The 23570-nt window shown below is 71.2% G+C and carries 1 protein-coding gene (cut by a window edge); it reads left to right on the top strand.

The genetic code is table 11. The features are described from left to right. Window positions 1-23472, top strand: the 3' portion of a protein-coding gene (locus ABZV58_RS22945; RefSeq protein WP_355002171.1) for a non-ribosomal peptide synthase/polyketide synthase. It extends 13614 nt beyond the left edge of the window; the window shows 23472 of its 37086 coding nt (coding positions 13615-37086); its start codon lies off the left edge, out of view; the stop codon is at window positions 23470-23472. Window positions 23473-23570: the final 98 nt, after the last annotated feature.

The following is a 23570-nucleotide window of genomic DNA, read 5'->3' as shown; positions in this document are numbered from 1 at the left end:
TTGTTCATGGTCGTGCACGCCGCGTTGGCGACTTGGGCGGCACGGCTGTCCAACAGCACCGATATCGCGATCGGCACCCCGATCGCCGGTCGCGGCGAGCGTGCCCTGGACGACTTGGTCGGCATGTTCGTCAACACGCTGGTGTTGCGCAACGAGATCGACCTGGGCGGGAAGTTCAGCGATCTGCTCGAGCAGGTGCGGCGCACGGATCTGGCGGCCTTCGCCAACGCCGACGTGCCGTTCGAGCGGTTGGTGGACGTACTGAGCCCGGCGCGTTCGCAGGCGCACCACCCGCTGTTCCAGGTGGCGTTGACCTTCGAGGCGGCCTCGGCCGCCGACATGGGCACCATCGCGCTGCCCGGCTTGGACCTGGACGTCGTCGAGTTCGACGCGGGCACCGCGAAATTCGACGTGCAGCTGACCGTGGGCGAGGCCCGCGACGGTGGGCTGGCGATGTCGTGGAACTACGCGAGCGAGTTGTTCGACCCGGAGACGGTCGCCTCGTTCGCCGATCGTCTGGTGCGCATCCTGCGCGGTGTGGCCGAGGACCCGTCGGTGGTCGTCGGTGACATCGATCTGCTGGGCGAGGCCGAGCGGCTGGATGTCTCGCAGCGTTGGGTGTCGGCGGGCTCGGATGCCGGCGTGGGCCGGTTCGCCGAGCCGGGTGTGACGCTGGTCGAGTTGTTCGATCAGATGGTCGCCGCGCATCCGCACCGGGTCGCCGCGCGGTTCGGTGCGGACTCGTTGAGCTACGCCGAGCTGGACAAGCGCGCGAATGTGTTGGCGCGCAGGCTGATCGACGACGGCGCTGGGCCGGAGTCGCTGGTCGCGGTGATCCTGCCGCGGTCGTTGGATCTGGTCGTCGCGCTGCTCGCGGTCGTGAAGACCGGTGCGGGTTACGTACCGGTGGACCCGACCTATCCGGCCGACCGTATCGCCTACGTGCTGGCGGATTCGCGTCCGACCAGTGTGGTGCTGGATTCCACGGTCGAGGTCGAGATCCCGGCGGGTCTGCCCTCGGTGGTGCTGGACGGGTTCGCGGTGGAGACCGGCAATGTGGTCGACGCCGACGACGCGCCGATCACCGACGCCGATCGCCGCGCCGCGCTGACCCCCGACCATGTCGCCTACGTGATCTACACGTCGGGTTCGACGGGCCGTCCGAAGGGTGTGGCGGTCGCGCATCGGAACGTGGTGCGGTTGTTCGCGAATACCGATCGTGATTTCGGTTTCGGTCCGGATGATGTGTGGACGTTGTTCCACTCGTATGCGTTCGACTTCTCGGTGTGGGAGTTGTGGGGTCCGCTGCTGTTCGGCGGCACGGTGGTCGTTGTCGACTACTTCACCTCGCGGTCTCCGGAGCAGTTCCTGGAGCTGTTGCGCGACGAGCGCGTGACCGTCCTCAACCAGACGCCCTCGGCCTTCTACCAATTGGCCGAAGCCGACCGCAATGCCGCCTCGGATGCCGCGCCGCTGTCGCTGCGTTACGTGGTGTTCGGCGGTGAAGCACTGGAGCTGCGTCGTCTGTCGGATTGGGTTGCCCGCCACGGCGATTCCGCTCCGGTGCTGGTGAACATGTACGGCATCACCGAGACCACGGTGCACGTGTCCTTCCGTGCCCTGGACGCGGCGACGATCGAAGCGGCCTCCGGCAGCATCGTGGGTCGCGCGATCGCGGGCCTGAACGTGTACGTGCTCGACGACCGGCTGCGTCCCGTGCCGGTCGGTGTCGCTGGCGAAATGTATGTCGCCGGACCGCAGTTGGCGCGCGGCTACCTCGGCCGCCCCGATCTGACCGCTGCTCGTTTCGTGGCCAACCCGCTGGCGACCCAGGGCGATTCGGGTTCGCGCCTGTACCGCTCCGGCGACCTCGCGCGCTGGAACCGCTTCGGCGAGCTCGAGTACCTGGGTCGCGCCGACGATCAGGTGAAGGTGCGTGGTTTCCGCATCGAGCTCGGCGAGATCGAAGCCGCGGTGCTCGCGCAGCCGGGCATCGCCCAGGCGGCGGTCATCGTGCGCGAGGACCAGCCGGGCGATCAGCGCATCGTCGCTTACGTCGTCGCCGAACCCGATGTCGTCCCCGACCTGGACGCGGTGCGTTCCGGCGCGGCCGAGCGGCTGCCCGCCTACATGGTGCCCGCGGCCATGGTGCGCCTGGAATGGATCCCGCTGACCGTCAACGGCAAGCTGGACCGCCGTGCGCTGCCCGCGCCCGCCGCCAAGGCCAGGGCGTTCCGCGCTCCGGTGACGCCGGTGCAGGAGACGGTGGCCGCGGTGTTCGCCGAGGTGCTCGACCTGCCTCGCGTCGGCGTGGACGACGACTTCTTCGATCTCGGCGGCAACTCGCTCATCGCGACCAGGGTGGTGTCCCGGATCGGCGCGGCGCTCGGCACTTCGGTGCCGGTGCGCACGCTGTTCGAGGCCTCCACCGTGGAAGCCCTTGCCGCACGGGTGGAATCGCATACCGGTGGCGACGGCCGCGCCCCGCTGGTCGCGCGCAAGCGCGCCGCCGGCGAACTGGTGCCGCTGTCCTACGCGCAGCAGCGCATGTGGTTCCTGAACAAGTACGACACCTCCTCGGCCGCCTACAACCTGCCGATCGCGATCCGGATGTCCGGCGCGCTCGACGTCGAGGCGCTGCGGCTCGCGGTGGCCGACGTCGTGCGCAGGCACGAATCGCTGCGCACGCGCTACCCCGAGCACGGCGGCACGCCGGTGCAGGTGATCGTCCCGGCCGAGGAGATCGCGCTCGACCTGCACCCGGTCGCGGTGCCGCAGGCCGAGCTGCTCGGCGCGGTGACCGAGTTCGTCACCGCGGGATTCGACGTGGCCGAACAAGTTCCGCTGCGCACCAGGCTGTACGCCGCGGGACCGGACGAGCACGTGCTCGTCGTCGTCGTGCACCACATCGCCGCCGACGGCTTCTCCATGGGCCCGCTGACCCGCGACGTCATGCTGGCCTACACGGCTCGCACCCAGGACAGCGCGCCCGGCTGGTCGCCGCTCGCGGTGCAGTACGCCGATTTCGCGGTCTGGCAGCGCGAGGTCCTCGGTTCCGAGGACGACGCGGATTCGCTGCTGGCCCGCCAGGTGGCGTACTGGCAGCGCGCCCTCGACGGCGTGCCGGACGAGCTGGCGCTGCCGACCGACCGCCCGCGTCCGGCGATCGCCTCGCATCGCGGCGCGACGCTGCATCACGAGCTTCGCGGTGAGCTGATCGCGGCGCTCGACGAGATCGCCCGCGCCAGCGGCGCTTCGCTGTTCATGGTCATGCACAGCGCGCTCGCCGTGCTGCTCGCGCGCCTGTCCGGCGGCGACGACATCGCGGTCGGCACGCCGATCGCGGGCCGTGGCGAACAGGCGCTCGACGACCTCGTCGGCATGTTCGTCAACACGCTGGTGCTGCGCACCGGCATCGACAACGGCGAATCGTTCACCGAACTGCTCGACCGCGTCCGCAAGACCGACCTGGACGCCTACGGCAATGCCGACGTGCCGTTCGAGCGCCTCGTCGAGCTGCTCGCGCCGGAGCGTTCGCAGTCGCGCAACCCGCTGTTCCAGGTGATGCTGGCCTTCCAGAACCTGGACCGGACCGCGTTGGAACTGCCGGGTCTTTCGGTCTCCGCGCTCGATCTCGAAGAGAACGTGGCGCGTTTCGACCTACAGTTCACGCTGTCGGAGAACGATGCGGTGGCCGGTAACGGCGTCGCGGGCATGACGCTCGCGCTGACCTACGCCACCGAGCTGTTCGACGAATCGACCGCGCGGGAGATCGTGGACCGCTGGGTGCGCGTGCTCACCGCCGTCGCGGCCGATCCGGCCGTCACGGTCGGCGCCGTCGACGTGCTCGACGCGGCCGAACTGGCCGATCTCGTCGCGCGCACCGGCGCACCCGCGGTGCCGCCGCGCACGCTGCCCGAGCTGCTCGCCGAGGCCGCCGCGCACAACCCGGACGCGCCCGCGGTCGTGTTCCAGGGGACAACTCTCTCCTACGCCGAACTCGACGAACGCTCGAACCGCTTGGCCCGCTTGCTGATCGCCGAAGGCATCGGCGCGGAAGACCTGGTCGCGGTCGGCGTTCCGCGTTCGGCGGACTCGGTGTTCGCCGCGTGGGCGGTGTCCAAGACCGGCGCCGCGTTCGTGCCGGTGGACCCGAACTATCCGGCCGAGCGCATCGCGCACATGGTCACCGATTCCGGTTCACCCCTTGGCATCACGGTCACCGCGGTGCGGGAAGGTCTGCCCGAGTCGGCGCGCTGGCTGGTGCTCGAGGACCTCGCGCTGGACGGTTTCGACGGCGGTCCGATCACCGACGCCGACCGGGTCCGCCCGGTGCGTCCGGAGCACCCGGCCTACGTCATCTACACCTCCGGTTCCACCGGTGTGCCCAAGGGCGTCGTCGTGACGCACGCGGGTCTGGCCAACTTCAGCGCCGAGCAGATCGAGCGCTACCGCCTCGACTCCGATTCGCGCGCACTGCATTTCGCCTCGCCCAGCTTCGACGCCTCGATCCTCGAGCTGTTGCTCGCGGTGGGCGCGGGCGGCGCGCTGGTCGTGGTGCCGCCGGGCGTGTACGGCGGCGAGGAGCTGTCCGAGCTGATTCGCGGCGAGCGGGTCACGCACGCGTTCATCACCCCGGCCGCGCTGGCCACCTTCGACCCGAGCGGCCTGGACACGCTGCGTGTGCTGGTCGCGGGCGGCGAGGCCTGCCCGCCGGAGCTGGTCGCGAAGTGGGCCGTGCCGCTCGGCGAGGGCGGCGCGCTGCGCGCGTTCCACAACGGCTACGGCCCGACCGAGACCACCATCATGACCAACATCAGCGATCCGCTGGTGGTCGGCGAGACAGTGACCATCGGCGGACCGATCCGGGGCATGCGGTCGCTGATCCTGGACGCCCAGCTCAGACCCGTTCCGGTGGGTGTCGCGGGTGAGCTGTATCTGTCGGGCGTCCAGCTGGCGCGCGGCTACCACGCCCGCCCCGGCCTGACGGCCGAACGTTTCGTGGCCAACCCGTACGTCGACGGCGAGCGCATGTACCGCACCGGTGACGTGGTCCGCTGGACTCGCACCGGCGAGGTCGAGTACGTGGGCCGCTCCGACTTCCAGGTGAAGGTCCGCGGTTTCCGCATCGAGCTCGGCGAGATCGACGCGGCCCTCGCGGCGCACGAGACCGTCGACTTCGCGGTCACCGTCGGCCACAAGAACGCCGCGGGCGCGGTGTCGCTGGTGTCGTACGTGGTGGCCGCGCAAGGACATTCCATCGATGTCGCGACGCTCACCGCGCACGTCGAGGACCGGCTTCCCGCCTACATGGTGCCCTCCTCGATCATGGTGATCGACCGGGTGCCGCTGACCCCGGTCGGCAAGCTGGACCGCAAGGCGCTGCCGGAGCCGGTGTTCGCGACCGAGGTGGTGTTCCGCGCCGCCCGCACGCCGGTCGAGCAGGTCATCGCCGAGGTGTTCGCCGAGGTGCTCGGCGTGCAGCGGGTCGGCGTCGACGACTCGTTCTTCGCGCTCGGCGGCGACAGCATCGTCTCGATCCAGCTGGTCTCGCGGGCGAAGGCGCGCGGCGTGGTGTTCACGCCGCGGCACGTCTTCGAGCAGAAGACCGTCGCGGGCTTGGCCGCGGTCGCCGAGACGGCCGACGCTTCGGCGCCCGCCGTCGCCGCGCTCGCCGAACTGCCCGGCGGCGGCGTCGGTGACATGCCGCTCACCCCGGTGGTGCGGTTCATGGCCGAGCGCCCGGGCTCCTTCGGCCGGTTCAACCAGACCCTCGCGCTGGAGCTGCCGCTCGGCATCGACCGCGCGGGCATCGCGACGACCGTCGGCGCGGTGATCGACCGGCACGACATGCTGCGCGCCCGGCTCTCCCGCGAGGGCGACGACTGGGTGGTGCGGACCGCCGAGCCCGGCGCCGTGGACGTGGACGCGCTGATCGAGCGCGTCGAGTTCCCGGCCGCGGCCACCGATGCCGAACTGCTCGACATCGCCTCCGCCGCACTGGATTCCGCGCTGGACCGACTGGATCCGGCGGCCGGTGTCGTGGTGCGGTTCGTCTGGCTCGATCCCGCGCAAGGCGGCCGGATGGGCCGCCTGATCGTGGTCGCCCATCACCTGGTGGTCGACGGCGTCTCGTGGCGCATCCTGGTGCCGGACTTCGTCGCCGCCTGGGGCCAGCTCACCGCCGGGCAGCAGCCCGAGCTGGTGGCTCCGGCGACGTCGATGCGGGCCTGGGCGCACGCGCTGGAGCGCGAGGCCGAAAGCGCTTCGCGGGTCGGCGAACTCGACTACTGGCGGGCTGTGACCGACACCCCCGATCCGCTGCTGACCGCGCGTCCGATGGATCCCGCGGTGGACGTCTCCGGCGCGATCGAGAAGGTTCAGGTCGAGGTCTCCGCCGAGACCACCAAGGCACTGCTCACCACGGTGCCCGCGCTGTTCCACGGCGGCGTGAACGACGGTCTGCTCACCGCGCTCGCGCTGGCGACCGCGAAGTGGCGGGCCAGCCGGGCGGGCGCGCGCACCGACGACGCGCTGCTGATCCGCCTGGAAGGCCATGGCCGCGAGGAAGACGTCGTCCCCGGCGCCGATCTGTCCCGCACCGTCGGCTGGTTCACCGCCATCTTCCCGGTGCGGCTGGACCTGACCGGCGTCGACGTGGACGCCGCCCTCGCGGGCGGTCCCGCGCTGTCCAAGGCCGTGAAGGCGGTCAAGGAGCAGCTGCTCGCGGTGCCGGACAAGGGCATCGGCTACGGCCTGCTGCGCTACCTCAACCGGCGCACCGCCGCGGAGCTGCCCGCGCAGCTGCCCGGCCAGGTCAGCTTCAACTACCTGGGCCGCGTCTCCGACAGCGACGTGCCCGAGGCCCTGCGCGGCTTCGGCTGGACTCCCGCGCCGGAACTCGGCGCGCTCGGCGGCGCCTACGACGCCGACATGCCCGCGATGGCCCCGCTGGACGTCAACGCGATCGTGGTCGGCGACAAGCTGACCGCGAACATCGGCTACCCGTCGACGCTGCTCGACGCCGCCGAGGTGCGCGAGTTCGCCGAGCTGTGGACCACCGCCCTGGACGCGGTTGCCCGGCACGCCAACTCGGCCGAGGCGGGCGGGCACACCCCGTCCGACTTCGCCCTGGTTCGCGCGAGCCAGCGCGACATCGAGGGCTGGGAGCGGCGCTTCCCGGCGCTGGCCGACGTGTGGCCGCTCTCGGCGCTGCAGGCGGGTCTGCTCTTCCACGCCCGCCTCGCCGCCAGCTCGGTGGACGTCTACACCGCGCAGGCCGTGCTCACCCTCACCGGCCGCGTCGACGCGGCCCGGTTGCGGGCGGCCGCGCAGGCGCTGGTCGACCGTTACGAGAACCTGCGCACCGCGTTCGTCAGCGACGCCGACGGCAACCCGGTGCAGGTGGTGCTCGACAGCGTGCGCGTCGCCTGGGCCGAGCACGACCGGACCGAAACCGGTTCGGCCGCCGACCTGATCGAGGCCGACCGCATGCAGCGGTTCGACCTCACCGCGCCGCCGCTGATCCGTTTCACGCTGATCCAGGTCGCGCAGGATCGTTGGCAGTTCGTGGTGTCCAACCACCACATTCTGCTCGACGGCTGGTCGATGCCGCTGCTGATGCGCGACCTGATCGTGCTCTACGCGGTGCACGCCGACGCCAGCGCGCTGCCCGCGGTGCGCTCCTACCGGCACTTCCTGGAATGGACCGCGCGCCAAGATCATTCGGCCTCGCTGGCCGCCTGGTCGACGGCGCTGCGCGGGGTGAGCGAGCCGACGCTGCTCGCGCGCCCCGACGCGGGCCGGGAGATCACCGCGCTCTCCGGCGAGTACCTGTTCGACCTCGACGAGGCCGCGACCGCGCGCCTGACCGCGCTGGCGAGCTCGCTGGGCGTCACCCCGAACACGGTGCTGCAGGTGGCCTGGGGCATCCTGGTCGGCCGCACGACCGGCTCGGAGGACGTGCTGTTCGGCACCACCGTCTCCGGCCGCCCTGCGCAGCTGTCCGGCGTGGAATCCATGGTGGGTCTGTTCATCAACACCGTCCCGGTGCGGGTGCGCTTCGATCCCGCGGAGTCCGCGCGCGAACTGCTGACCCGCACCCAGGGCGAGCAGGCCGACCTGCTCGACCACCACTACATCGGACTGGCCGACATCCAGTCCGCCGCGGGCGTCGGCGGCCTGTTCGACACCCTGGTCGTGTTCGAGTCCTACCCGGTGGACGCCGAAGGCCTGCGCTCCCAAGCCGCCGACATCGACGGCATGGCCGTGGCCGACCTGGAGGCCGCCGACGCGACGCACTACCCGCTGACGCTGATCGCTCAGCTGGATTCGCGCCTGCGCATCCGCGCGGGCTACCTGCGCGACCTGTTCGACGAGCAGACCGTGCGCCGCATCGCCGACCGCCTGGTCCGCGTGCTGTCCGCGATCACCGCCGATTCCGGTGTGGCCGTTGGTGATATCGAGCTGCTCGACACCGCCGAGCGCGAGCTCGTGGTGTCCGGCTGGAACGAGACCGCGCACGAGGTCGACGCGGCGGCGACGCTGGTGTCGAAGTTCGAGGCGCAGCTGGCCGAGACGCCCAACGCGACCGCGGTGACCTTCGAGGGGACGAGTCTGTCCTACGCCGAGTTCGCTGGCCGGGTCTACCGCCTGGCGCGCTGGCTCATCGAACGCGGCGTCGGCCCGGAGTCCTCGGTGGCGCTCGGCATGCGGCGCTCGATCGACCTGGTCGTCGGCATGTACGCCGTCACCGTCGCGGGCGGCGCGTACGTGCCGCTCGACCCGGATCACCCGGCCGAGCGCACGGAATACATTCTGGCCACGGCCGATCCGGTGTGTGTGCTGACCTCGGGCAGCGACCTGGAGATCGACACCGCGCAGGTGCGCATCGATCTGCTCGACCTGTCCGGTGTGTCCGAGGCGCCGGTGACCGACGCCGAGCGCCGGGCGCCGCTGCGTCCGTCGAACACCGCGTACGTGATCTTCACGTCCGGCTCGACCGGCCGCCCGAAGGGTGTCGCTGTCTCGCACGCGGCGATCGTCAACCGCCTGGTGTGGATGCAGTCCGAGTACGGGCTCACCGAGTCCGACGCGGTCCTGCAGAAGACGCCCGCCACCTTCGACGTGTCGGTGTGGGAGTTCTTCTGGCCCTTGCAGATCGGCGCGCGGTTGGTCGTCGCCAAGCCGGACGGCCACCGCGACCCGGCCTACCTGGCCGAGGTCATCGCGACCGAGCGGGTCACCGTCACCCACTTCGTGCCGTCCATGCTCGCGGTGTTCGTGGCCGACGCCGCCGCGGCCCGCTGCGACACGCTGCGCATGGTGTTCGCCTCCGGTGAGGCGCTGCCGCCCAAGCCCGCGCACCGCCTGCGCGAGCTGACCGGCGCGGAACTGCACAACCTGTACGGCCCGACCGAGGCCGCGGTCGACGTCACCTATCACCGGGTGACCGAGGCCGACACCGACACCGTGCCGATCGGCGCCCCGGTGTTCAACACCCAGGTGTACGTGCTGGATTCGCGGCTGCGGCCCGCTCCGGTGGGTGTCGCGGGTGAGCTGTATCTCGCGGGTACCCAGCTGGCGCGCGGCTATGTGGCCCGGCCGGACCTGACCGCGGATCGCTTCGTGGCCAACCCGTTCGCCGACGGACAGCGCATGTACCGTACCGGTGACCTGGTGGCCTGGACCGCCGACGGCGAGCTGGAGTACTTCGGCCGCACCGACTTCCAGGTGAAGCTGCGCGGTCTGCGCATCGAGCTCGGCGAGATCGAGCAGGCGCTCACCGCGCTGGACGAGATCGCGCAGTCGGTGGTCGTGGTGCGCGGCGACCAGCGCACCGGCGATCAGCTGGTGGCCTACGTCGTGGCCGCGCCGAACGCGCGCGTCGACGGCGACGTGGTGCGCGAGGACCTCGGCAGGCAGCTGCCCGCCTACATGGTGCCCGCGCTGGTCGTGGTGCTCGACGAGTTCCCGCTCAACGCCTCCGGCAAGCTGGATCGCAAGGCGCTGCCCGCGCCGGTGTTCGAGGCCGCGGTGTTCCGCGCGCCGACCACGCCGGTGGAGGAGATCGTCGCGCGCACCTTCGCCGACGTGCTCGGCCTCGATCGGGTCGGCCTGGACGACGACTTCTTCGCGCTCGGCGGCAACTCGCTCAGCGCCACCCAAGTGGCGGCGCGGCTGTCCGTGGCGCTGGAGACCGAACTCGGCGTGCGCGAGCTGTTCGAAGCCTCGACCGTGGCGGCGCTGGCGGCGCGGACCGAGTCGAAGGCGGGCGCGGGCGCGCGTGCGGCGCTGGTCGCGCAGCGGCGGCCCGAGCGGGTGCCGCTCTCGCTGGCCCAGCAGCGCATGTGGTTCCTCAACCGGTTCAACATGGGCGGCGGCGGCGAACACTCCGCGGCCGCCGCGGCCGACAACATCCCGGCCGCCGTGCGGCTGTCCGGTCTGCTCGACCGGCAGGCTCTGCAGGTCGCGGTCGCTGACGTGCTGGCCAGGCACGAGTCGCTGCGCACGTACTACCCCGAGGTCGGTGGCGTCGGCTACCAGCAGATCGTGCCGACCGCGCAGGTGATCCCGGATCTCTCGCCGATCGACATCACCGAAGCCGAACTGCCGCAGCGTCTTGCCGAGGTCGTGCTGACCGCCTTCGACGTCACCGCCGAGGTGCCGTTCCGCGCCAGCCTGTTCGAGATCAGCCCCACCGAGCACGTGCTCGCGCTGGTGGTGCACCACATCTCGGCAGACGGCTTCTCCATGGGGCCGCTGACCAGGGACGTGATGATCGCCTACAGCGCGCGCGTCGACGGCGACGAGCCCGCGTGGCGTCCGCTCGACGTGCAGTACGCCGACTACGCGCTGTGGCAGCGCGCGGTGCTCGGCGCCGAGGACGACCCGGACTCGCTGATCTCCGGTCAGATCGAGTTCTGGAAGAACGAATTGGCCGGGCTGGTCGAGCAATTGGATCTGCCCGCCGATCGCCCGCGGCCCGCGACCGCCTCCAACCGCGGCGACACGGTGGCCTTCACCGTGGACCCCGAGGTGCACGCGGCCCTGCGCGCGCTGGCCCAGCAGCACAATTCGACGCTGTTCATGGTCGTGCACGCCGCGCTCGCGGTGCTGCTCGCGCGCCTGTCCAGCACGTCGGACATCGCCATCGGCACCCCGATCGCGGGCCGCGGTGAGCGCGCGCTCGACGATCTGATCGGCATGTTCGTCAACACGCTCGTGCTGCGCACCGAGATCGAGCCCGGCGTCGCGTTCGAGGAACTGCTGCGCACCGTGCGGCGGGTCGACGTGGACGCCTTCGGTCACGCCGACGTGCCGTTCGAGCGCCTGGTCGAGGTGCTCGACCCGGTGCGTTCGCCGGGCAGGCACCCGCTGTTCCAGGTCGCGCTGACCTTCCAGAACACCGCGCCGACCGCGCTGGAACTGCCGGGCCTGACGGTGTCGGGCGTGGACATGGCCGTGCCGCTGGCCAAGTTCGACCTACAGCTGACGCTGGAGGAGAAGCTCGGCGCGGACGGCGGACCGCAGGGTATGTCGGCCGAATTCAGCTTCGCGACCGACCTTTTCGACGCGAGCACGGTCCGCGGTTTCGCGGATCGCCTGCTGCGCGTCCTCGGCGCGGTCTCGGCGGACGCGAGCGTGGTGGTCGGCGATATCGACCTGCTCGCCGACGGTGAGCGCGAACTGGTCCTGCGCGAATGGAACACCGAGGGCGTCGAGGCGCCCGCGGCCACGCTGGTCGACCTGATCGGCGCGCAGGCGCGGCGTCGTCCGGACGCACCGGCGATTCGCTTCGGCGAGACCGCGGTCTCCTTCGGCGAGTTCGAGCGCCGGGCCAACCGGATCGCGCGTGCGCTCATCGGGCTCGGCGTCGGGCCGGAATCCAAGGTGGCGGTGGCTGTTTCGCGCACCGAGGAACTGCCGATCGCGCTGTACGCGGTGCTGCTGACCGGCGCGGCCTACGTGCCGATCGACACCACCTACCCGGTGCAGCGGCTCGAGTTCACCCTCGCCGACGCGGCGCCGGTGTGCGTGCTGACCACCGCCGCGGACGCGGAAGCCGTTCCGGCTGGCGATCTTCCGCTGCTGCTGGTCGAGCGGACCGCGGACGAGTCCGACGCGCCGGTCACCGATGCCGACCGCGTCCGGCCGCTGCGCCAGGACAACCTCGCCTACGTCATCTACACCTCCGGTTCGACCGGTGTGCCCAAGGGCGTCGGCGTCTCGCACCGCAACGCGGTGGAGCTGTTCGCGAACACCCAGCCGCTGTTCGGCTTCGACGAGTCCGACGTGTGGACGCTGTTCCACTCGTTCGCCTTCGACTTCTCGGTGTGGGAACTGTGGTGCGCGCTGGCCTACGGCGGTTCGGTGGTCGTCGTCGACTACCTGACCTCGCGTTCGCCGGAGCTGTTCCGCGAGTTGCTGGTTCGCGACCGGGTCACCGTGCTGAACCAGACGCCGTCGGCGTTCTACCAGCTGGTGGAGGCCGACCGGGCGGCGAGCGCCGCCGACGACAACGGTGAATTCGCGCTGCGCCACGTCATCTTCGGCGGTGAGGCGCTCGACCTGCGGCAGCTGCGCCGCTGGTACGAACGCCATCCGGCGGACGCGCCGCGCCTGGTGAACATGTACGGCATCACCGAGACCACGGTGCACGTGTCGTTCCTGGCCCTGGACGACCAGGACGTCGACAACCCGGCCAGCGTCATCGGCCGCGCCCTGCCCGGCCTGAGCGCCTTCGTGCTCGACAACCGCCTGGCCCCCGCGCCGGTCGGCGTCGCGGGCGAGATCTACGTGACCGGCGCGCAGCTGGCGCGCGGGTACCTCGGCAGGCCGGGCCTGGCCGCGACGCGTTTCGTGGCGAACCCCTTCGGGGAGCCCGGTTCCCGGATGTACCGCTCCGGTGACGTCGGTCGCTGGTTCGGCACCGGCGACGCGGCCAACCTCGAATACGCGGGCCGCAGCGACCAGCAGGTGCAGCTGCGCGGCTTCCGCATCGAGCTCGGCGAGATCGAGTCGGCGCTGGTCCGCTGCGAAGGCGTGCGTCAAGCCGTGGTCATGGTCCGCGCCGACGAGCACGCGGGCGACCGCCTCGTCGGTTACGTGGTGCCCGAGACCGGCGCCGCGGTCGACCCGGTCGCGCTGCGCGAGGCGGTCGCGGAGTTCCTGACCGCGTACATGGTTCCGGACGCCATCGTGGTGCTCGACACCCTGCCGCTCACCCCGAACGGCAAGCTGGACCGGCGCGCGTTGCCGGAGCCGGAGTTCGTCAGCACCGCGACGTTCCGCGCACCGAGCACGCCGATCGAGCAGGCCGTCGCCACGGTGTTCGCCGAGCTGCTCGGCGTCGAGGAAGTCGGTCTGGACGACGACTTCTTCGCCCTCGGCGGCAACTCGCTGCTGGCGACCCGCGTCGTCGCGCGGATCAACGAGGCGGTCGACGCCGACCTCGCCGTGCGCGAGCTGTTCGAGGCGCCCACGGTGGCCGCGCTCGCCGCGCGCACCGCGGCGAAGGCGGGCAGCGGGCGCAGGCGCGAACTGGTCGCCGGTCCGCGTCCGGAACAGATCCCGCTGTCGCTCGCGCAGCAGCGGATGTGGTTCCTCAACCGCTTCGACAACCAGACCGCGGTCAACAACATCCCGCTCGCGGTCCGGCTCACCGGCGCACTGGACACCGACGCGCTGCGCAGGGCGGTCGCCGACGTGGTCGACCGGCACGAGGTGCTGCGCACCGTGTACCCGGAGACCGCCGACGGCCAGGGCGTGCAGGTCGTGCTGCCCGCGGGCCAGGAGAACCTGGACCTGACCCCGATCGTGGTGTCGGAGACCGAGATTCAGGAGCGCATCAGCGAGCTGGTGCTCGCCGGATTCGACGTCACCGCCGCCGTGCCGGTGCGCGCCGCGCTGTTCCGTATCGCCGGTTCGATGGACGGCTCCCAGCCGGACACGCATGTGCTGGTCTTCGTGGTGCATCACGTCTCGGGTGACGGCTGGTCGGTCGGCCCGCTGGCCCGCGACGTGATGGTCGCCTACGCGGCGCGCTCGCGCGGCGAGGCGCCCGGCTGGGCGCCGCTGCCGGTGCAGTACGCCGACTACGCGCTGTGGCAGCGCGAGACGCTCGGCTCCGAGGACGATCCGGACTCGCTGATCGCGGCGCAGGTCGCCTACTGGTCGCAGAACCTGGCCGGTCTGCCCGACCAGCTCGACCTGCCGTCGGACCGCAAGCGTCCGGCCGTCGCGTCCAACCGCGGCGGGGTCTACGAGTTCGAGCTCTCCGCCGAGCTGGCACAGGCCTCCGAGGCGCTGGCGCGCGAGCACGGCGCGAGCTTGTTCATGGTGGTGCACGCGGCGTTCGCGGCGCTGCTCGGACGCCTGTCCGGCAGCGACGACATCGCCATCGGCACCGTGGTCGCGGGCCGCGGCGAGGCCGTGCTCGACGACGCCATCGGCATGTTCGTCAACACGCTCGTGCTGCGCAGCGCCGTCGACCCGGCCCAGCCGTTCGCCGAACTACTCACGCGGACAAGGGAAACCGACCTCGCCGCGTTCGGGCACGCGGACCTGCCCTTCGAGCGGCTCGTCGAGCTGCTGAACCCGGCGCGTTCGCAGGCACGGCACCCGCTGTTCCAGGTGATGCTCTCGTTCCAGAACACCGGCGAGACCACCTTCGAGCTGCCCGGCCTCGAGGTCTCGGGCGTGCCGCTGGACGTGGTGACCGCGAAGTTCGATCTGCACCTGAACTTCACCGGCTCCGCCGCCGAGGGCATGAAGGCCGAGATCGCCTACGCCACCGACATGTTCGACGGCGCGACGGTGGCCTCGTTCGCCGAGCGTCTCGTCCGGATGCTGGACGCTGTGGTCGCGGACCCGGCCGTGGTGCTCGGCGACGTCGAGCTGCTCGACGCGAGCGAGCGCGCCACCGTCGTGCGGACGTGGAACGACACGGCGCACCGTGTCGACACGGACGCGACCCTGGTGTCGATGTTCGAGGCGCAGGCGGCGCGGACGCCCGACGCGATCGCGTTGACGTTCGAGGGGACGAGTCTGTCCTACGCCGAGTTCGCTTCTCGCGTGCATCGTTTGGCGCGGCATCTGATCGCCTCGGGTGTCGGACCGGACACGCTGGTCGCGCTCGGCATGCGCCGCTCGCTCGACCTGGTCGTCGGCATGTACGCGGTGAGCGTCGCGGGCGGTGCGTACGTGCCGTTGGATCCGGATCACCCGGCCGAACGCACCCACTACGTGCTCGACCTGGCCGACCCGGTGTGCGTGCTGACCACCTCGCGGGACGGCTTCGACTCCGGCTCGGTCGCCGCGCTGGAGATCGACACGCTCGACGTGTCGGCCTACGACGACGCGCCCGTGTCGGACGCCGAGCGCCGCGCGCCGCTGCGTCCGACGAACACCGCCTACGTGATCTTCACGTCGGGTTCGACGGGTCGTCCGAAGGGTGTCGGCGTCTCGCACGACGCGATCGTCAACCGCCTGGTGTGGATGCAGTCCGAGTACGGGCTGGACGGCACCGACGTGGTGCTGCAGAAGACCCCCGCGACGTTCGACGTGTCGGTGTGGGAGTTCTTCTGGCCCTTGCAGATCGGCGCGCGACTGGTGGTCGCCAAGCCGGACGGCCACCGCGATCCGGGCTACCTGGTCGAGGTCATCAAGCGGGAGCGGGTCACCACGGCGCACTTCGTGCCGTCGATGATGTCGGTGTTCGTCGCCGAGGAGCGCGCGGACGAGTGCACCAGCCTGCGCAACGTCTTCGCCTCCGGCGAGGCGCTGCCCGCGGTGACGGCGCAGCGTCTCCAGGAGCTGACCGGCGCCCGTCTGCACAACCTGTACGGCCCGACCGAGGCCGCGGTCGACGTGACCTATCACGAGGTCACCGAGGACGACGTGGTGTCGGTGCCGATCGGCGCGCCGGTGTTCAACACCCAGGTGTACGTGCTGGATTCGCGCCTGCACCCGGTTCCCGTCGGCGTCGCGGGCGAGCTGTATCTGGCCGGTGTCCAGCTGGCGCGCGGTTACGTGGCGCGGCCGGACCTGACCTCGGATCGCTTCGTGGCCAACCCGTTCGCCGACGGCGAGCGGATGTACCGCACCGGTGACTTGGTCACCTGGACGAAGCGTGGCGAGCTGGAATACCTGGGCCGCACCGACTTCCAGGTGAAGCTACGCGGTCTGCGCATCGAGCTCGGCGAGATCGAGGCCGCGCTCACCGCGCTGGATGCGATCGCCCAGGCGGTCGTGGTCGTGCGCTCGGACGAGCGCCTCGGCGACCAGCTGGTCGGCTACGTCATCGCGGACAACGGTCAGGCGATCGACGTCGAGTCCGTGCGTTCCCAGCTGGGCGGCGAGCTGCCCGCGTACATGGTGCCCTCGGCGTTCGTGGTGCTCGACGAGTTCCCGCTGAACGCCTCCGGCAAGCTGGATCGCAAGGCGCTGCCCGCGCCGGTGTTCGAGGTCAAGGCCTTCCGCGCCCCCTCGACGCCGATCGAGGAGATCGTGGCGAACACCTTCGGCGACGTGCTCGGCGTCGCGCGGGTCGGCTTGGACGACGACTTCTTCGAGCTGGGCGGCAACTCGCTGGTCGCCACCCAGGTGACCGCGCGTCTCGGCGCGGCGCTGGACACCCAGCTCGCGGTGCGCGACCTGTTCGAGGCGTCCACCGTGGCCGCGCTGGCGACCCGCGTCGAGCGCATCGCGGGCTCCGGCCGGACGCGTCCGGAACTGACCGCCGCCGAGCGGCCCGAGCGGATTCCGCTCTCGCCCGCGCAGGCTCGGTACTGGTTCCTCAACCAGTTCGACACGGCCACTTCGGCGGTGGACAACATCCCGCTGGCCGTCCGGCTCTCCGGCGCGCTCGACGTGCGGGCGCTGGAGCAGGCGATCGGCGATGTGTTCGCCCGCCACGAGGTGCTGCGCACCACCTACCCGAGCTCGGCGGACGGGCCGCACCAGGTGATCCTGCCGGTGAACCTGCCGCAGCTGGACCCGGTCCAGATCGACGAGTCGGAGCTGATCGGGCGGGTCATCGCGTTCGCCATGACCACCTTCGACGTCACCACCGAGGTGCCGCTGGCTGTCGCGCTGTTCCGCATCTCCGAGCAGGAGCACGTGATCGCGTTCGTCGTGCATCACGTGTCGGCGGACGGCGCGTCGATGGGTCCGCTCGCGCGCGACCTGATGGCGGCCTACGTCGCCAGGGTCGCGGGCGACGCACCGCAGTGGACGCCGCTGCCGGTGCAGTACGCCGACTACGCGCTGTGGCAGCGCGCGGTGCTCGGCTCCGAGGACGATCCGGAGTCGGTGGCCGCACGCCAGGTCGCCTACTGGAAGCAGGCGCTGGCCGGGCTGCCCGATCAGCTCGAGCTGCCCGCCGACCGGCCGCGCCCGCCCGCGCAGTCGTTCCACGGCAAGGCGCTGCGTTTCGAACTCTCGCCGCAGCGGCACGCCGAACTGGCCGAATTGGCGCGCGCCAACAACGCCTCGCTGTTCATGGTCGTGCACGCGGCGCTGGCGGTGCTGCTGGCGCGGCTCTCCGGCACCGAGGACATCGCGGTCGGCACGCCGATCGCGGGTCGCGGTGAGCGCGAGCTCGACGACCTGATCGGCATGTTCGTCAACACGCTGGTGTTCCGCACGGGCGTGCGGCCGGGCGACCGGTTCGCCGACCTGCTCGCCGACGTGCGCGAACGCGACCTGGAAGCCTTCGCCAACGCCGACGTTCCGTTCGAGCGCCTCGTCGAGGTGCTGAACCCGGAGCGCTCCACCGCGCGCAACCCGCTGTTCCAGATCGGCCTGTCCTTCCAGAACCTGGCCGAGACCACGTTGACGCTGCCCGGGCTCCAGGTGAGCGCGGTCAACTTCAACTCGCAGCTGGCCAAGACCGACCTGCACGTGACGCTCTACGACCGGTACGCCGACGACGGCACCCCGGCCGAGATCATCACCGAATTCGGTTACGCCACCGACCTGTTCGACGAGGCCACGGTGCAGGGCTTCGCGGACCGGTTCGTGCGGGTGCTGGACGCGGTGATCGCGGACGTGACGGTTCCGGTCGGCGAGATCGACCTGCTCGCCGAGACGGAGACCGAGCGGATCCTCGGCAAGTGGAACGACACCGCGCGACCCGTGGACACCGACGCCACGCTGGTGTCGCTGCTCGACGCCGCGGTGGCCCAGGCCGCACCGGGGACGGTCGCGCTGGTCGCCGACACGGCTTCCGGCGAGCGGACCCAGCTGACCTACGCCGAGCTGGACGCTCGGGTGAACCGGTTGGCGCGGTACCTGATCGGTCGTGGTGTGGGTCCGGAGGATCGGGTGGCGTTGGCCATTCGCCGGTCGGCGGATCTGGTGATCGCGATGTACGCGGTGGCCAAGGCCGGTGCGGCGTACGTGCCGATCGATCCGGACCAGCCGGTGGATCGTGTGGACTACATCCTCGGCACGGCCGCTCCGGTGTGCGTGCTGACCACGGCTCGGGACGCGTTCGAGACCGAGGCGGCGCGGACCGTCGCGATCGACGAGGTGGACCTGTCCGGCTACTCGGACGCGCCGATCGCGGCCGCCGAGCGCAATGGTGTTCTGGTTGCGGCGAATACGGCGTATGTGATCTTCACGTCGGGTTCGACGGGTCAGCCCAAGGGTGTGGCGGTGCCGCACGCGGCGATCGTGAACCAGTTGTTGTGGAAGTCGGACGAATTCGGTCTCGACAGCGAGAACGTGGTGCTGCTGAAGACGGCGGCGACGTTCGACCTGTCGGTGTGGGAGTTCTGGTCCGCGGCGGTCAGTGGTGGTCGCTTGGTGATCTCCACCGCCGACGGGCACCGCGACCCGGCGTACCTGAACGAGCTGATGCGTTCGACGGGTGTGACCACGTTGCATGTGGTTCCGTCGATGCTCGACGCGCTGCTCACCGAATCCGAGGGGCGCATGCCGCATTCGCTGCGGCGCATCCTCGCCATCGGTGAGGCGCTGCCCGCGGCGACCGCGCAGAAGTTCCGGCGCGGCAACGCGGCCGGGCTGTTCAACCTGTACGGTCCGACCGAGGCGGCGGTGTCGATCACCAACCACGCCGTCACCGATGCCGACGAGTTCTCGGTGTCGATCGGCGCGCCGGAGTGGAACAGCCAGGTCTACGTGCTGGATTCGCGCCTGCGGCCGGTTCCGGTCGGCGTCTCCGGCGAGTTGTACTTGGCCGGTGCGCAATTGGCGCGCGGCTACTTCGCCCGTCCGGATCTCTCCGCGGAACGGTTCGTCGCGAACCCGTTCGGCGAGCCGGGCGCGCGGATGTACCGCACGGGTGACCTGGTCGCCTGGAACGCCGACGGCGAGCTGGAGTACCGGGGCCGCACCGACTTCCAGGTGAAGATCCGCGGTTTCCGCATCGAGCTCGGCGAGATCGAGGCCGCGCTGCTGCGGCAGGATGCCATCGCCGCCGCGGCGGTGCTGGCGCACAACGATCCCGGCCTCGGCGATCGGCTCGTCGCCTACGTCGTGCCGTCGGCGGCCGGAATCGACCCGGAGACCGGCGAACTGGACAAGCGCAAGTTGCAGTCCGCGCTGTCCGCGGAGCTGCCGTCCTACATGGTGCCGAGCGCCTTCATGGCGCTGGACGCCTTGCCGCTGAACGCGAACGGCAAGCTGGACCGCAACGCGCTGCCGCAGCCGACCTTCGAGAAGGCGGCGTTCCGCGCGCCGGTGACCCCGGCCGAGCAGATCGTGGCGGGCGTGTTCGGCGACGTCCTCGACGTCGAACTCATCGGCGCCGACGACGACTTCTTCGCGCTCGGCGGTAACAGCATCCTGTCGATCCAGCTGGTCTCGCGGGCCAAGGCGCTCGGCGTCGAGTTCAGCGTGCGCGACGTGTTCGACCAGCGCAGCGTCGCCGCGCTGGCGGCCATCGCGACCGCCACGCAGGCCGAGCGGGAGCAGCCCGCCGAACTGCCCGGCGGCGGTGTCGGCGAGATGCCGCTGCCGCCCGCCGTCGCGGCGGCGCTGGCCGGTGGCGCGCCGTTCCAGCGGTACGCGCAGTCCGCGCTGCTGCCGCTGCCCACCGCGCTCGACTGGTACACGCTGCTCGACGCGCTCGAGGCCCTGTTCGACCGGCACGACGCGCTGCGCACGAAGCTGCGCGCCGACGGCGACGGCTGGGTGTTCGAGGCCGTCGATCGTGTCGAGGTGGAGCCGCTGGTCAGCGAGGTCCGGGTCGAGAAGAACGTCGATCTGGCCGACCTGCTCGCGGCCGAACGCGCCGCGGCGGTCGATCGACTCGATCCGGCCCAGGGTGTGATGGCGCAGTTCGTGCTGTTCACCTTCGCCGACAACCGCCCCGACGAATTGCTGGTCGTGGCACACCGTTTCACGGTGGACGCGCGGTCCTGGCGGGTCCTGCTCGGCGAGCTGACCACCGCGGCCGAGCAGCTCGGCGTCGACGCGCCGCTCGAGCTGCCCGCCACCGGCACCACGCTGCGGCGCTGGGCGCACAGTGTGGCCGCCGACGACGCCGCCGCGCACGAGTCGGAACTGACGTTCTGGCAGGAGATCTCGGCGACCACCGAGCCGCTGCTCGGCGCGCGGGCGCTCGACCCGGCGATCGACACCGCGGCCACCGTGGACCGGGTGCGGGTCACCGTGCCCGCCGAGGTCACCGAGGCGGTACTGAGCACGGTGCCCGCCCGCTACCACGGCGCGGCGGCCGACGGCCTGCTCGCGGCGCTGGCCATGGCGCTGGTGCGCTGGCGCGGCGAACAGCACGGCGCCGCCGCGCTGATCCGCCACGCGGGCGACGGCCGCGCCGCACGCGCCGCCCGTGGCGCGGAGCTGGCGCACACGCTCGGCTGGTTCGACCTCGCCCACCCGGTGCGGATCGACCTCGACGGCGCCGACCTCGACGAGGCCTTCGCTGGCGGAAACGCCTTGGGCCGCATCGTGAAATCGGTCAAGGAGCAGCTGCTCGCCGTGCCCGATCACGGACGCGGCCACGGTCTGCTCGGACTGGCCGACGCCGCGCAGGTCGGCTTCCGCTTCCTGGGCTCGCTGCCCGCCGAGATCACCACCGTCGCCGACGACGACCGGCCCGCGGACGCGGCGCTCGACATCGACGCGATGGTGCTCGACGGTGCGGGCGGTCCGGAGCTGGTGGCGTCGTTCGCCTTCCCGACCGGCCTGCTCACGGCCGAGCGCGTCGGCGAACTCGGCGAGCTCTGGGTGTCCGCGCTGACCGCGCTGGCCGCGCACGTGCGTCGGCCCGGCGCGGGCGGCCACACGCCGTCCGACATGCCGCTGGTGCGGGTCGACCAGGCCGACATCGAGCTGTGGGAGCGGACCTATCCCGGCCTCACCGAGGTCTGGCCGCTCACGCCGCTGCAGTCCGGCCTGCTCTTCCACGCGCAGATGACCACGACCACCGTGGACGTCTACAACATGCAGGCCGTCATCGAGCTCACCGGCGAGGTGGACACCGAGCGGCTGCGCGCCTCGGCGCAGGCGCTGCTGGACCGCTACCCGAACCTGCGCACCGCGTTCGTCACCGACGCCGCAGGGCAGTCCGTGCAGATCGCGATGGACCGGGTCGAGGTGCCTTGGCGCACGGTGGATCTCACCGGGGTGCCCGAGGGCGAGCGGGACGCGGAACTGCGGAAGCGGCTGGCCGAGGACCTGGCGCAGCGGTTCGACATGGCCGCTCCGCCGCTGGTGCGCTACAGCCTGTACCGCACCGCCGCCGACCACTGGCACCTCGTCATCAGCACCCATCACGTGCTGCTGGACGGCTGGTCGATGCCGCTGCTGATGCAGGACCTGCTCGTGCTGTACGCACTGCACGGCGACGCCTCGGCGCTGCCGGAGGTCGCGTCCTACCGGACGTTCCTGGAGTGGCTGGCGGGCCGCGACCTGGACGCCTCGCTGCGGACCTGGTCGCGCGCGTTCGACGGTCTCGACGATCCGACCGAACTCGCCCCGCAGGCGCGTTCGGCCGAGGACTATCGGACCGGCGAGCTGATCACCCACCTCGACGCGGACCGCACCCGCAGGCTCACCAAGCACTGCGCGGAGCTCGGCATCACGGTGAACACCCTGGTGTCAGCGGCCTGGGGCATCCTGATCGGCAGGCTCACCGGTCGCTCGGACGTGGCCTTCGGCGCCACGGTGTCGGGCAGGCCCGCGGAGCTGCCCGGCGTCGAATCGATGGTCGGCCTGTTCATCAACACGCTGCCCGTCCGGGTGCGCATCGATGATCGCGCCACCATCGAGGAGCAGCTGCGGCAGTTGCAGCGCGAGCAGGCGGATCTGCTGGATCACCACTACGTCGGCCTCGCCGACATCCAGCGGGCCGCGGGCGCCGGGTCGCAGTTCGACACGCTGTACGTGTTCGAGTCCTACCCGATCGACCGCGAGGCGATCGCGGCGGCTAGCTCGATCGACGGCATGTCGGTGACCGGGGTTGACGTCAGCAACACGACGCACTACCCGCTGTCGCTGAAGGTGGCGGCCGAGTCGATCCTGGAGATCAGCTTCGAATACCTGCTCAGCCGGTTCACCGCCGAGGAGGTGCAGACGCTGTCCACCCGGTTGGTCCGGGTGCTGGAGTCGCTGCTCGGCGATCCGTCGGGGCTGGTCGGCGACATCGACATCCTGGACAGCGAGGAACGGGCCCGGCTGCTCGCCGAGTCCCACGTCGCTTCGGCGGCCGCGGCGCCGGAGTCGGCGAACCGGGTCGGCGCGCGGACCGTGGCCAAGGTGCTCGCCGAGGTCGTCGAGGCGGATCCGCAGGCGCCCGCGCTGCTCGCCGACGGCGCCGAGATCGCCTACCATGTGCTGGATCGGCGTTCCTCGCAGCTGGCCCGGGTGCTGATCGCGCGGGGCGCTGGTCCGGGCGACGTCGTCGCGGTGGCGCTGCCGCGCGGTGTCGACGCGGTGGTCGCCGGCTGGGCCGTGCAGAAGGCGGGCGCCGCCTGTCTGTTCGCCTCGGGCCTCGGCGCGGACGAGATCGCCGCGGCCGGAGCCGGTTTCGGTATCGGCTCGGCGCCGGACGGCGCGGACGCGGTGAACTGGCTGGTGCCGAGCGATCCGCAGGTCCAGACCGAACTGGCCGCGGCCGCAGGGCATCCGGTGTCCTACGCCGATCGGGTCCGCCCGCTCGGCGAGGAGCACCCGGCCTTCGTGGAGCTGGTCGACGCCGCGCCGGTCGCGCTGAGCCAGACCGTGGCGCTCGACCTGGGCGAGCGGATTCGCGACGAGAACGACATCGACTACGAGTCGACGACGTTCACCACCGCCGCCGCGGGCCGCGCCGCCCTCTGGGAGTTCCTCGCCACGGCTACCGCGGGCGCACTCTCCGTGCTCCCCACGGCCGACGACCTCGCCGACGACCTCGCCGACGGCGAAGTCACCCACTGGTTCGTCATCCCGGGCGAACCCACCGACGCCGCCGACGAGGAAATCCGAATCATCGTCGCGGAGTAGGTTGTTCGACCACGAAGGCCGCCGCCGAGGGATCGGTGGCGGCCTTCGTTCGTTGCACCCGGGAGCCCCGGCCGACGGTGCGGGATGACAACGTCCGT

This window comes from Nocardia sp. NPDC004654, assembly GCF_040609595.1.
GTDB lineage: Bacteria > Actinomycetota > Actinomycetes > Mycobacteriales > Mycobacteriaceae > Nocardia.
This window is presented reverse-complemented; position numbering and strand designations above follow the sequence as displayed.